Source organism: Buchnera aphidicola (Cinara cf. splendens/pseudotsugae 3390), assembly GCF_900698845.1.
Taxonomy (GTDB): domain Bacteria; phylum Pseudomonadota; class Gammaproteobacteria; order Enterobacterales; family Enterobacteriaceae; genus Buchnera_F; species Buchnera_F aphidicola_AM.
This window is the reverse complement of record NZ_LR217692.1, coordinates 360,162-373,368: the sequence shown is the minus strand read 5'-3', so window position 1 is coordinate 373,368 and position 13,207 is coordinate 360,162. Positions and strand designations below refer to the sequence as shown.

General features: G+C 22.5%; 8 protein-coding genes and 1 other RNA gene. 1 reads left to right on the top strand and 8 read right to left on the bottom strand.

Features of this window, described 5'->3' with window-relative positions; genetic code table 11:
• Nucleotides 1-29 precede the first annotated feature (29 nt).
• The 3 genes from htpG to dnaX form a co-directional block, all read right to left on the bottom strand.
• Complete coding sequence (htpG, locus tag BUCISPPS3390_RS01585) at nt 30-1,904, bottom strand: molecular chaperone HtpG (RefSeq protein ID WP_154060901.1); 1,875 nt, start codon at nt 1,902-1,904, stop codon at nt 30-32.
• A gap of 92 nt (nt 1,905-1,996) precedes the next feature.
• A complete protein-coding gene (locus BUCISPPS3390_RS01580) occupies nt 1,997-2,323 on the bottom strand; it encodes a YbaB/EbfC family nucleoid-associated protein (protein WP_154060900.1) in 327 nt (108 codons plus the stop codon).
• 112 nt (nt 2,324-2,435) lie between these two features.
• Nucleotides 2,436-3,551 (bottom strand): DNA polymerase III subunit gamma/tau, encoded by a 1,116-nt coding sequence (gene dnaX / locus BUCISPPS3390_RS01575; RefSeq protein WP_154060899.1) that lies wholly within the window; start codon nt 3,549-3,551, stop codon nt 2,436-2,438.
• A gap of 141 nt (nt 3,552-3,692) precedes the next feature.
• Here dnaX and ffs point away from each other — a divergent pair.
• Nucleotides 3,693-3,777, top strand: an RNA gene (ffs, locus tag BUCISPPS3390_RS01570) — signal recognition particle sRNA small type.
• 40 nt (nt 3,778-3,817) lie between these two features.
• Here the strand turns inward: ffs and BUCISPPS3390_RS01565 are convergent.
• The 5 genes from BUCISPPS3390_RS01565 to clpX all read right to left on the bottom strand — a co-directional run bounded on the left by BUCISPPS3390_RS01565 (nt 3,818) and on the right by clpX (nt 13,193).
• Nucleotides 3,818-5,569: an ABC transporter transmembrane domain-containing protein gene (locus BUCISPPS3390_RS01565; protein WP_154060898.1), complete on the bottom strand. Its 1,752-nt coding sequence runs from the start codon at nt 5,567-5,569 to the stop codon at nt 3,818-3,820.
• 46 nt (nt 5,570-5,615) lie between these two features.
• Nucleotides 5,616-7,349 carry an ABC transporter transmembrane domain-containing protein gene (locus BUCISPPS3390_RS01560; RefSeq protein WP_154060897.1) on the bottom strand — a complete coding sequence of 578 codons (1,734 nt, stop codon included), beginning with the start codon at nt 7,347-7,349 and terminating at the stop codon, nt 5,616-5,618.
• A 140-nt stretch (nt 7,350-7,489) separates the two neighbouring features.
• Nucleotides 7,490-9,337, bottom strand: a complete 1,848-nt coding sequence (locus tag BUCISPPS3390_RS01555) for a SurA N-terminal domain-containing protein (RefSeq protein ID WP_154060896.1) — start codon at nt 9,335-9,337, stop codon at nt 7,490-7,492.
• 135 nt (nt 9,338-9,472) lie between these two features.
• Complete coding sequence (gene lon, locus BUCISPPS3390_RS01550; protein ID WP_154060895.1) at nt 9,473-11,812, bottom strand: endopeptidase La; 2,340 nt, start codon at nt 11,810-11,812, stop codon at nt 9,473-9,475.
• A 127-nt stretch (nt 11,813-11,939) separates the two neighbouring features.
• A complete protein-coding gene (gene clpX / locus BUCISPPS3390_RS01545) occupies nt 11,940-13,193 on the bottom strand; it encodes an ATP-dependent Clp protease ATP-binding subunit ClpX (protein WP_154060894.1) in 1,254 nt (417 codons plus the stop codon).
• Between the last annotated feature and the right edge of the window lie 14 nt (nt 13,194-13,207).

Below are 13,207 nucleotides of genomic sequence, written 5' to 3'. Positions count from 1 at the left end.
TATGTCACACATTGTTTTGTAAAATATTTTTATTTTAATAACAAAGTATTAATTCTATTAATAAAAATGTGAGGATTTTCTAGAGTTCCTTTTTCCGCTAATACCGATTGTTCAAACAATATGTTTATCCAATTAGAAAATTCTGATTCATTTTCTATTTTTTGTATTTTTTTAACTAAAGGATGTGTTGGATTAATTTCTAATATATATTTTATTTGGGGAACAGGTTGTCCAGCAGAACTGAAAATTTTAGCCATTTGAGTACTCATATCATTAGTATCAGTCAAGACTATAGAAGGAGTACTTTTAAGTCTATATGTTATGCGTACATCTTTAACTTTATTAGTTAATATTTTTTTTGTCTTTTTTATAAAATCATCAAATATATTTTTATCATCAGGTTTATTTTCATTAGATATTAATTCTTTTAAAGAATCATCTGCTTTGCTTACTGATTGAAACTTTATATTGTTAAAATCAGTTAAATAGTTCATCATCCATTCGTCAATTCTATCTGATAGTAGTAAGACATCAATTTTTTTTTCTTTGAAAATTTCTAAATGTGGACTATTTAGAGCTGATTGATAGCTATCAGAAGTTAAAAAATAAATTTTATTTTGCCCTTTTACCATATTATTGACATATTTTTTTAAAGATAATGTCTGTTCTATTGATTCAGTTTGTATAGAAGAAAATCTTAATAAATCAGCAATATTTTTTTGATTTTCAGAATCTTCAGCTAAGCCTTCTTTAATAACTAATCCGAATATATTCCAAAATTTTTGATATTTTTTACTTTTATTTAAGGATAATGTATTTAATATTTTTAAAATGCGTTTGGTAAGTGTTTTTCGTAAAACATTAGTAATAGTGCTATCTTGTAATATTTCTCTAGAAATATTTAACGGAAGATCTTGTGAATCTATTATTCCTTTTACAAAGCGTAAATAATTTGGAAGAAATTGTGTAGCTTCATCCATGATAAATATATGCTTGACATATAATTTTAAACCATGTTTATTCTCACGATGCCACATATCCCAAGTTGCTTTTTTCGGAATATATAATAAACTAGTATATTCTTGATTACCTTCAACTGTATTATGACTCCAAGTTAATGGTTTTTCAGAATCATGTGTTATATATTTATAAAATTCCTGATAATCTTTTTTTGTAATTTTATTTTTGTTTTGGGTCCATAAAGATTTTGCTTCATTAATTTTTTCCCAGGAAATTGTCTGTGTTTTTTTATCATAGTTATCAATTTCAATAGGTATTGAAATATGATCAGAATATTTTTTTATTATTTGTTTAATTTTCCAGCTTTCTAAAAATTCTTGTTCTGAAGTTTTTAAAGATAAGACAATTTTTGTTCCATGTTCTTGCGTAGCAAACTCTTCTATTGAGTATTCACCCTTCCCTTCGGATATCCATAATATTCCACTTTCTGTTTTTTCTGATGCATGTTTTGTATACACTGAAACTTTTTCAGATACTATAAAGGCAGAATAAAAACCTACTCCAAACTGACCAATAAATTCATTTTTTTCTTTATTTTCTATGTTCTTCATTTGATTTAAAAAAGATTTTGTGCCAGATTTTGCTATAGTTCCTAAATTATTTATTACTTCTTTTTCTGTCATTCCAATTCCGTTATCTGAAATAACGATTTGGTTTTCTGTTTTTTTTATTGATATTTGTATTTTAGGTACATATACTTTTTTTGTGTATTTTTCCGGATTATATAATTTTTCAAATCTCAATTTTTCTATTGCATCAGAAGAATTAGAAATTAGTTCTCTTAAAAAAATTTCTTTATTTGAATACAAAGAATGAATCATAAGATGTAATAATTCTTTTACTTCTGACTTAAAAACATGTACTTTTTTATTTTTATTTTTCATATGTAAATTCCATATTTTTTAATATAAATTTAAAATTATTATTAAGGTATTTATAACTATATATTATAACTGATTTTTGTCATATAAAAACATTATTTATTTGATTTATTATTTGGATTTATAAATTCAGAATTTAATAGTAGTTTTCTTTGTTGTATTTTTTTTATTTTTTTAACAGCATCATTAATTGCTGAAGTGATCAAATCTTGTAGTAATGTTTTATTTTTTTCGTTCCACAATTCATCACTGATAATTACTGATTTACAGGCATAGTTTCCGTTCATAATTACGGAAACTAAATCAATACCAGATTTTCCTGTAACATTAGACATATTAATGTCTTTCTGTATTTTTTCTATTTTTTTTTGCATATTTTTAGCTTGTTTTAAGATTTCGCTAATTTTTTCATTAGTAAACATTTTTTTTCTTTTTTAGTAAGTAAAGTTATATATATAAATATTTTTAGATATTTGAATAATCTTTTTTGAATAAATATTTAAATGTTTTAAAATGTCATTTTTATAAAAAATATTATAAAATATTATTTTTTTCTTGTATATATTGATAGATTTGAAAAAATATTATTTCGATACCTATTCTAGGATCAGGTGCGTATTTTAAATATTTAGATCCTTGAAGAAGAATTTTACAATAATTTTGTATATCTTTAAACAAAATTTTTTTAGATAAATTATAGATTTTTACATCGTATTTTGAAAATTTATTGATTTTTTGTTCTTCTTTTGATGCAGTAATCTTTACTATGGACAAATTATGAAAGAAAGTTATTAATGATGTAATTATATTAGTATATTGTACATTCATTTGTTCCGCGTAGTCTAATATATTTAATGTTTTATTAATATTATTAGTAATAATGCTACTAGCTAGTTTCAGTATATTTTTTTTGTCAAATATTCCTATTAATTTATTAATTTTTTTTATTTCTAAAGATGCACCTTGTGTAGAACAGATCACTAATTCAAGAGTATTTATTGCACTTCTAATACTTCCTCGAGCATAGTATGCAATAGTATTTAATGTTTCTTGATTTGTATAAATTTTTTCTTTTTTTAATTTATTGTTTAAATAATTTGATATAACTTTTGAAGTTATACTTGGTAAATGTACATGAAGACAACGAGAAATAATAGTATCAGGTATTTTTTTAAAATATGTAGTTGCTAGAATAAATTTTATATATTTTGGGGGTTCTTCTAATATTTTTAATAGTGCATTAAAACTATTTTTTGATAACATATGTATTTCATCAATTAAATAAATTTTGAATCTTCCTTGAATTGGGGGATATTTTGTTGAATCTAAGATTGTTTTAATATCTTCAACTCTGGTTCTAGAAGCTGCATCGAGTTCTATAAAATCTAAAAATTTTCCTTTTTCTATTGAGACACAATTATTACATTTTCTGCAGGGTTTAGATGTGATTCCTGTACTACAATTTAGACTTTTAGCTAATATTCTTGCTATAGTAGTTTTTCCTACTCCATGTATTCCTGAAAATAACCAAGATTGATGAATTCTTTTTAAATCAAGACTATTTTTTATTATACGAATTATGTATTTATGTCCTATAACATGGTCAAAATCTTGTGGTCGCCATTTATTAGATAATATTTGATATTCCATATTTCTTCTTATTTTAAAATATTAATATAAATTTTTTATTAAAGTTATGTATTTTTCTTGACTTTTTTGATATATTGTTATTTAATGTTAATAATATAAAAATAATTTGTATATAGTATTGATTTTTTTCTGTTAGAGGATTTTATTTAACGCTATATATTTAAATATCTGGTCAGATCTGGAAAGAAGCAGCCAAATTAGATTTTATAGGTGTTAAATTACCTCTAACAGATTTATAAAAATTTTTTTATATAATTTTTTTTAAATTAAATAGATTTATTATTTTTTTGATACGTATACATTGAATAATATAATCCTTTTTTCTTAATTAATTTTTTGTGTGACCCTCGTTCAACTATTTTTCCTTTGTCTAAAACAATGATTATGTCAGCATCTACGATAGTAGACAATCTATGCGCTATAATTATTACTGTAGATTTTTTTCGAATAGATAATAATATTTTTTGTATTTTTTGTTCAGATTCTGAATCTATACTAGCAGTTGCTTCATCAAAAATTAATATTTTAGGATTAGATACTAATATTCTAGCAATACCAATAAGTTGTTTTTCTCCCTGTGAAAGATTATTACCATGTTGTCCTAATATAGACATATAACCATCTGGTAAATTTTTAATTAATTCTTGTAATTGACTTTTTTTTAATGCTTGGATGATTTTTTTTTGTTCTATTTTTCTATCTAATGAAATATTTTTAATTAAATTTCCATATAAAATAGTAGGTTCTTGTTGAACAATAGCGATATTTTTACGTAATATTTTGTGTGATAATGAATTTATTGGTTTATTGTCTACGTATATTGTACCTTGGGTTGCAGAATAATGTCCTAAAATTAAATTTGATAAGGTTGTTTTTCCACTTCCTGTTTTTCCAACTAATGCTACACAACTTTTATCAGGTATATTAATATTTATATTTTTTAAAATATTTTTTTTAGTTTTTGGATATTTAAAAAATATGTTATGTAATTTTATTTGACCGCTATTTAATGGTTCAGTATTATTTCCATAGATTTGTTGAGGAGAATCTATAAATTTAAAAATTCTTTCTGATGATACAATAGCTTGTTGCAGTATGGTTTGTTGATTAGCAATTGTTATTATAGGTTCATTAAGATGTCGCAAATAATTTATAAAAGTATGTAAAATACTAATTTTTACTATTACCGTAGGAAATAATTGTAATATCAAAATAATAGAAGACAAAATTATAGAAGATATTAAAGTTAATAATGGTCTTAATAACAATCCATCAATTTTTAGAATATTCATTTTGTTAACATAATTATTATTATTAATAATGTTTATTTTTTTAATAAAAATTTTTTCTTGATTAAATTGTTGAATAATTGTAATTCCGTTGATTATTTCATTAATAGTATTGTTAAGTTTTGACAGTGAATTTTTTGTTTTTTTGATTATAGGTTTACTATAATATTGATGGACAATAATAATAATTATTATTATTGGTGTAATTATAGAACTAATTAATGCCATCCTCCATTCTAATATAAACATAGTAGTAAGAATTATAGTAAATAATATGGAATTTTTTAAGAAAGATGATACAATTACTTCATAGAATTCTTTTACTGATTCTGTATCAGTTATTATTTTAGTAATGATTGAGCTTATTGGTTTTTTATCAAATATTTTCATAGGTTGCTTTAGTGCGTTTTTCATCATTTTAATTCTTAATTCAGTAATTATTTCTACGGATAGAGAGCTAAAATAAATACTATATAGGTAATTAAATAATGATGACAATATTTGTAATGTTATAAAATAAATTATTAGTAATATTATAGATTTTTTCTCAATAATATTATTCTTTATAACATTATTAATAAAATTGCTTAATATAATTGGACTAGCAACTTCTGTAATTGTTGACAATGCAATTAATATACATGAAAATATTAGTAGATTTTTTTTTTTAGAGTAATAAGATAATAATCTTTTTATTATATTCCATGAAGAGTACTTCTTTTCTTCCATTATTTTTTCCTATATAAATTGAAAGGTATGTTTATGTATAATTTTTTTATTTAAATTTTTGATAATTATACATTTCAGAATACCAATTTTTTTGAAGTAGTAATTGTTCATGTGATCCTTGTTGTAGAATAGTGCCGTTTTTTAAAACAACAATATTATTGAATTTCTCTAATATTGATAATCTATGTGTAACTATTATGGTAGTTATGTTGTTTTTTTTAGTATATTTATGGATATTTTTGATTATCTTATGTTCTGTATCGTGGTCTACTGCAGATAATGGATCATCTAAAATAAAAATTTTAGATGGTGTTAAAAAAGCTCTAGCGATTGTGATTCTTTGTTTTTGACCTCCTGATAATTTGATTCCTTTTTCTCCTATTTTTGTGTAATATCCTTGTGGAAAATTTTTTATATCTTGATGTATACAAGCTAACTTAGCTACATGCTTAATTTCTTGAATGGTAGCATGTGGTTTTCCAAATGCAATATTTTTTAATATATTTGTAGAAAATAAAAAAGGTGTTTGATGTACTACAGATACAATAGAACGCCATTTTTTTAACTGTATATGATTGATGTCATTCTGACAATATTTTATTATACCTTTGTATAATGTAAAATGTTTTTGTATTAGTCTAATTAAAGTAGTTTTTCCAGATCCTGTTGGACCGCAAATTCCTAAAGTTGTATTATTAGATATTATTAATTTTATATTATACAATGAATTATTAGTTCTAGATGGAAAACAGAATTTTTTTATGTTTATATCTAGATTTAATGGTTTTTTGGGATTTATATTATTAATATATTGTTTTTTTTTGTTTTTGTGATTAATTATTTTTTTTATTCTTTTCCATGAAACGTTACTACGTTCTAAAATATTAAACATCCATGCAAAAGCAAGTATTGGCCAAATCATAGATCCTAAATATAATATAAAACTTGTTAATTGTCCAAATGTTAATTGTTTTTTAGTAATTAAAATACTTCCTCCTAATATTGCGAACAAATTAGATAGAGCAATTGAAATATGAATAATGGGATCAAATTGTGCATCTATTTTGGACACTTTTAGATTTTTTTTTCCTACTTTATGTGCTATGATAGAAAATTTGTTTATTTCAGGTTTCTCTAATCCAAAATTTCTTATCATGTGTATATTACTTAAACTATCTTGTGCTTGGTTATTTAAAAAAGAAAAATATTTTTGTGATTGTTGAAAATATTTATAAAGTAATTTTCCGTATCTTCTCATTATAATTGCCATTATAGGCATAGGTATTAAAGCAAATAGAGATAATTTCCAATTTGTTTGTGCGCACATCATAAAAATTATTGAACATCCCGAAATAACGGAATCAATTATTGTTAATATGCCTTCTCCTGTTGAAAAAACTACTCTATCAATATCATTAGTTGCTCTAGATATTAAATCACCTGTTCTATATTTTGAATAAAATGTTGCATCTTTTTTTAATAAAGCTGTACAAAATTTTATTCTCAATTGAGAAGTTAATTGATTTGATGCGCTAAATAATAAAATTCTCCAAAAATATTTTAATATATAAATAATAATAGATATTGAAATAATTTTTGATATATTTAGTAATATTTGCGACGTAGATGATTGATGATTCAAAATTAGATCGATAGTTCTTCCTGTTATTTTAGATGGTAGTAGTTGCAATAATGTAATTATAGTAAGTATAATCAATGTTCCAGTATATTTTTTCCATTCTTGAAGAAAAAACCATTGTAATTCTTTAAATAATTCCACATATGTACCTTATTTTAAAATATTAAATATTTATTATATTAGAAATAATATTTTGTATATAGTTTTGAACTATAATTAATATTTTTTCTTAATTTTTACTAATTATGTAATTTTTTTAGTTGAATTTTTTATTATAAAGATTATTTGATGTTAGGATTAAATATTATTTTAGATGTTTTGTATAAATTTTGTAAAATAGCCATAATAACTTTTATTTTTATGTATTGTTTGATTTGTTTAATAATGTTTTTCTTTTTTGCAGTATTGAATTTTTTAAAAAATTGTTTTTTTAGTATTATTAACATATATTTATTATTAGAGTTTTTTAATAAAAAATATATAGATTTGTTTTTTTTTAAATTAGGAATTTTTTTTATGATATTCATTATTTCTATATTTTTTTTGTAGGATATAGTTTGGGTACTACTGCTGTATATTGGATGTTTTTTTATAAAAAAAATTTTTTTGTTGTGATCAGTTAATAAAAATTTTTTTATATTTAAGTAATTTATTTTATTTGTATTTTTAACTATAAATTCTTTAAAAAATTGTTGTTTTTTCTTGATATTGTTGCTGCATGATTTTATTTGTAATAAACGAATGTTATTTTTTACATTTTTACATATTTTTATAGGTGTATAAAAGTTATTTTTTTTTTGTAAGCTAATAAAATCTTTTAAGGATGGATTTAAGGTATGAATATAAACATACTTAGTTAAATCATGATAATTTAAAAATTTTTTCGTATGTATTTTTGTGTACTTTTCAGGTAATATTTTTTCTAGTTGAACTTCTTTTTTTTTTAACAACCCATTTATTTTGTTGTTTAAAATCATATTTTTGAAAAATAAATTATTATATTGAATTTTTTTAATTATGTATTGATTAAATTTATTTATATTTTTTATTTTTGTTTTTTTAATATCATGTAAGGTAAAAATAAAAAAATTATTTTTATAAAATATAATTTTTGAACAATCACCTATTTTTTTTAACTGACATTTTTTAATTAAAAACGGTATATTTTTTTTTTTTATCCATCCTAAATTAACATTAGTAATGTCATTTTTATTATCATTAAATAAAGAATTATTAATTTTTTTAAATGGTGTTTTATTGTTCATGTTTTTTTTAAAAATATATGCTTTTTTGAAATTATTTGTTTGTATGCAATGATAATTATATTTTTTATTTTTTATTATTTTTTTTATTTTATGTGAATATAATTTAATATTATTCTTTATATTTTGATTTTTTAATGACTTTTTTTTTAAATTTACGGTTTTTATAACATACATTTGACTTTTTTGAAAAGTATCTTTATTTAAATATAAATTTTTTAGTATTTTAGAAGTATAACTTTTATTAAAAATATTTTTTTTAGAAATTTTAAAATTAATAATACTTATATTTTTTTTATCTATGATTTTTTTGAATTTTTTTTGTATGTCATGTTTTAATACGATTGTTGATGTTAATAATATTTTTATTAAATATTTTACTGCTATTTTTTTTTGTAAAGCATGAAGATATTTTTTATGTGAATACATTATAAAATTAATAAATCTTAAGTATTTTTCATGACTGAAAGAGTTATTAACCTGAAAATATTTTGAAGATAAAATTATTTTTTTTGCATGTTTATTTAACATTTTTAGTTGGATTTTATCTACATACTGTTTAAACAACGATTCGTTTATTGTTTTAGTGATCATTTTTTGAAAAATATATTGTGCAAATTCTTTTTTTTGTATTGTAGTAGATAGTATGTTTTTTATTTTTTTTTGTTCATTTTTTTTCATAATTCTATAGTTTAATTGTAAAATTGGTGGATAAATTTTTTCTTGATTAATAGTTATTACAGGTAGTGGAGTACTATATATAAAAAAATTTGATATATTGCTTAATATGATAGACAGTATAATTACTGTAGTAATTATTATTAAAATATTTTTTTTATAAAAGTTTTTTAGTGCTGAATTAGCCATAAGGACCTTTTTAGATAACTGATATTGTTGTACATGATTTTTTATAGGTTCATAACTAGCAAGAATATAACATTTGCTAGCTATGTTGTATAAAGTAAAATTTTCTTTAATTTTTTTTTCACTTTTTTTATGTATTTATATATTAATATAAGGATTTTTTTCTAATGCAATTTTTAAAATGTCCTCTATTTTTTTTATTGAATGTATATATAAGTTGGAAAGAATATTTTTAGGTATTTTAGATAATTCTCTTTTATTTCCATAAGGTATTAATACTGTTTTAACGCCTCCTCGATGAGCAGCTATTAGTTTTTCTTTTAATCCTCCTATATTTAATATATTTCCTTGTAAAGTAATTTCTCCTGTCATTGCAATATTTGATTTTACAGGATTATTAGTTAAACATGATACTATTGCTGTACACATAGTAATACCAGCACTAGGGCCATCTTTAGGAGTTGCTCCTTCAGGTACATGTATATGAATATCTTTTTTGACATAAAAATTTTTTTTTATGTTCAATTTATGAGCTTGTGATCGAACTACCGTAAGAGCTGTTTGTATAGATTCTTGCATTACTTTTCCAAGAGATCCTGTTTGTATAAGTTTACCCTTGCCTGGTATACTAGTACATTCTATAGTTAATAGATCACCTCCCATTTCCGTCCATGCTAAACCAATTACTTGTCCAATTTGGTTAGTTTTGTTAATTTTTCCGTATGTATATTTCTTGATGCCTAAATAATTTTTTAAATTTTTTTTATTAATGACCACAGTAACACAATTTTTTTTTAATAGAATTTTTTTTACAGATTTTCTACAAATTTTTGAAATTGTTCTTTCTAAAGATCTTACTCCAGATTCTCTAGTATAATATCTGATTATATTTATTAAAGCTGGATCTTGAATAGATAATTCTGTTTTCTTTAAAGCGTTAGCCTTCATTTGTTTAGGTTGCAAATATTTTTTCGCGATATGTATTTTTTCTTCTTCAGTGTATCCTGATAATCTTATTATTTCCATACGATCTAGTAAAGGGGTAGGTATGTTCATTGAATTAGCTGTAGCAATAAACATAACTTCTGATAAGTCATAATCTATTTCTAAATAATGATCATTGAATGAAATATTTTGTTCGGGATCTAAAACTTCTAATAAAGCAGCGGCTGGATCTATTCGTATATCGAAAGCCATTTTATCTATTTCATCTAATAAAAATAAAGGATTTTTAACCCCTGATTTAGTTATTTTTTGCATTAGTTTTCCAGGCATGGAGCCTATGTATGTTCTTCTGTGTCCTCTTATTTCTGCCTCATCTCTAATTCCTCCTAAAGCCATACGAATATATTTTCTGCCTGTTGCTCTAGCAATAGATTTACCCAATGATGTTTTTCCAATACCCGGTGGGCCTACAAAGCATAAAATTGGTCCTTTGATTTTTCTAGTTCGATTTTGTACTGCTAAATATTCTAAAATATTTTCTTTTACATCATTTAATCCAAAATGATCAATATTTAAAATTTTATGAGCAGTGTTAAGATTTTTTTTTAATTTGCTTTTTTTATTCCACGGAACTTGTATCATCCATTCGACGTAATTTCTTACCACCGTAGCTTCTGCTGACATAGGTGACATTGTTTTTAATTTTTTAAATTCTGATCGTGTTTTTTCATTTGCTTCTTTTGGCATTTTAGCTAAAGTAATTTTATTGTTTAATTGTTCATTTTCATCAATAGACGAATCAGAATTACCTAGTTCTTTTTGAATTGCTTTCATTTGCTCTGTTAAAAAGTATTCTCTTTGATTTTTTTCTGTTTGTTTCTTGATTCTATTTTGAATACGTTTTTCTATCTTTAATAAATCAATTTCTGCTTCCATTATTCCAACTAAAAACTCTAAGCGCTTGTTGGTATGAAACATTTCTAATAATAATTGTTTATCCTGCATTTTTAAAGGTATATAATATGCCAACATATCACTTAATTTTTCTATGCTACTTATTTTTTTTAATAAACCAAGTGTTTCAGGTGATATTTTTTTGTTAAATTGTATATATTTTTTGAATTGATTGATGGTAATTTTAATTAGTACCTTTTTTTCTTTTTCTTTCACTTGAGTTGGTTTAATATATTTTATGTTTGCTATTTGATAAGTATCATGTTTTTCTATGTTTTTTATTTTAGCTCTTTTTTTACCTTCAATGATTATTTTTATTGTTCCGTCAGGTAAATTTAGAATTTGTAAAATTTTTGCTACAGTTCCAACATTAAATAAATCATTTTTTCGAGGATTTTCAACAGAAGATTCTTTTTGTGTTATTAATAGTATTTTTTTGTCATTTTGCATAGAAAATTTTATGCATTTTATTGATTTTTTTCGACCTATAAATAAAGGAGTAACCATATAAGGATAAACTACAATATCTCGTAAAGGCAGTATTGGAATGCTAATATTTTTAGAATACTCAGAATTCATATATATATTCTCTCTGTTAGTATTTTAAATATATACAAAATTTGTATAGTTGTATATTTTATTTGGGATGTTAGTAAATAGAATGTATTTTACTGTAAATACTTTTTTCTGATGATAGACTACCATATTATGTTATTTTATCTGATTTTTTTTTAAAAAAAGATAATTTGGGAGCATTATTTTTTTTAACAACTGATGCATCAATATATACACTTTTTATGTTTTTCAGCTGAGGCGCTTGATACATTACATTTAATAAAAGAGACTCTAAAATTGAGCGTAAACCTCGGGCTCCAGTTTTTTTTTTTATGGATTTTTTTGAAATTTCTTGTAAAGCAGAATTATCAAATTTAAGTTTAATGTTATCTAAAGAAAATAATTTTTTATATTGTTTTATTAAAGCATTTTTAGGTTTACACAAAACTTGTATTAAATCTTTTTCGGTTAAGTTATCAAGTTCTACGATAATAGGTAATCTTCCAATAAATTCAGGTATTAGTCCATACTTAATGAGATCTTGGGGTTGTATTGATATTTTTGATGTACTTTTAATATAAATAGATTTTTTTATGTTTTTATTAAATCCAATATTAGAGGTATTATTTATACGATTATATATAATATTTTTTAGCCCAAAAAATGATCCTCCACAGATAAATAAAATTTTTGAAGTATCAATTTTCCAAGTTTCTTGTTGGGGATGTTTTCGATTTCCTTTTATAGGTACAGATGCAATAGTTCCCTCTATTATTTTCAGTAAAGATTGCTGAACACCTTCTCCTGACACATCTCGGGTTATAGAAATATTTTCTGATTTTTTAGTTATTTTATCAATTTCATCAATATATATGATTCCTTTTTCTGCTTCATTTATATCGTAATTACTATTTTCAATTAGTTTTCGTAAAATATTTTCTACATCCTCTCCTACATATCCCGCTTCTGTAAGTGAAGTAGCATCTGCAATAGAAAATGGTACGTTTAGATATTTTGCTAATGTTTCGGCAATTAATGTTTTTCCTGTTCCTGTAGGACCAATTAATAAAATGTTACTTTTTTCTAATTTAATTGTATTATCATTATTTAATACATAATTTAATTTTTTATAATGATTATATACAGCTACTGATATTGTTTTTTTAGCTTTTTTTTGTCCTATGATAAATTTATCTAAGTATTTTTTTATTTCATTAGGCTTAGATAATGGAATTATTTTTTTATTTTTTTGTGATTTTTTTGTATTTAAAATATCATAACACAATACCACACATTGATTACAAATATGTCCAGATAGACCGCTGATCATCTTTTCTATCTCGTTTTCTTTTTTTTTACAAAATGAACAAAATATATAATTTTGATTATTAATCGTATTATTCATGTTTTTCTCTATTG

Excerpts from the sequence above, each read along its gene's own strand:
- htpG (WP_154060901.1), bottom strand. The coding sequence starts at position 1,904 with ATGAAAAATAAAAATAAAAAAGTACATGTTTTTAAGTCAGAAGTAAAA.
- BUCISPPS3390_RS01580 (WP_154060900.1), bottom strand. The coding sequence starts at position 2,323 with ATGTTTACTAATGAAAAAATTAGCGAAATCTTAAAACAAGCTAAAAAT.
- dnaX (WP_154060899.1), bottom strand. The coding sequence starts at position 3,551 with ATGGAATATCAAATATTATCTAATAAATGGCGACCACAAGATTTTGAC.
- BUCISPPS3390_RS01565 (WP_154060898.1), bottom strand. The coding sequence starts at position 5,569 with ATGGAAGAAAAGAAGTACTCTTCATGGAATATAATAAAAAGATTATTA.
- BUCISPPS3390_RS01555 (WP_154060896.1), bottom strand. The coding sequence starts at position 9,337 with ATGGCTAATTCAGCACTAAAAAACTTTTATAAAAAAAATATTTTAATA.
- lon (WP_154060895.1), bottom strand. The coding sequence starts at position 11,812 with ATGAATTCTGAGTATTCTAAAAATATTAGCATTCCAATACTGCCTTTA.
- clpX (WP_154060894.1), bottom strand. The coding sequence starts at position 13,193 with ATGAATAATACGATTAATAATCAAAATTATATATTTTGTTCATTTTGT.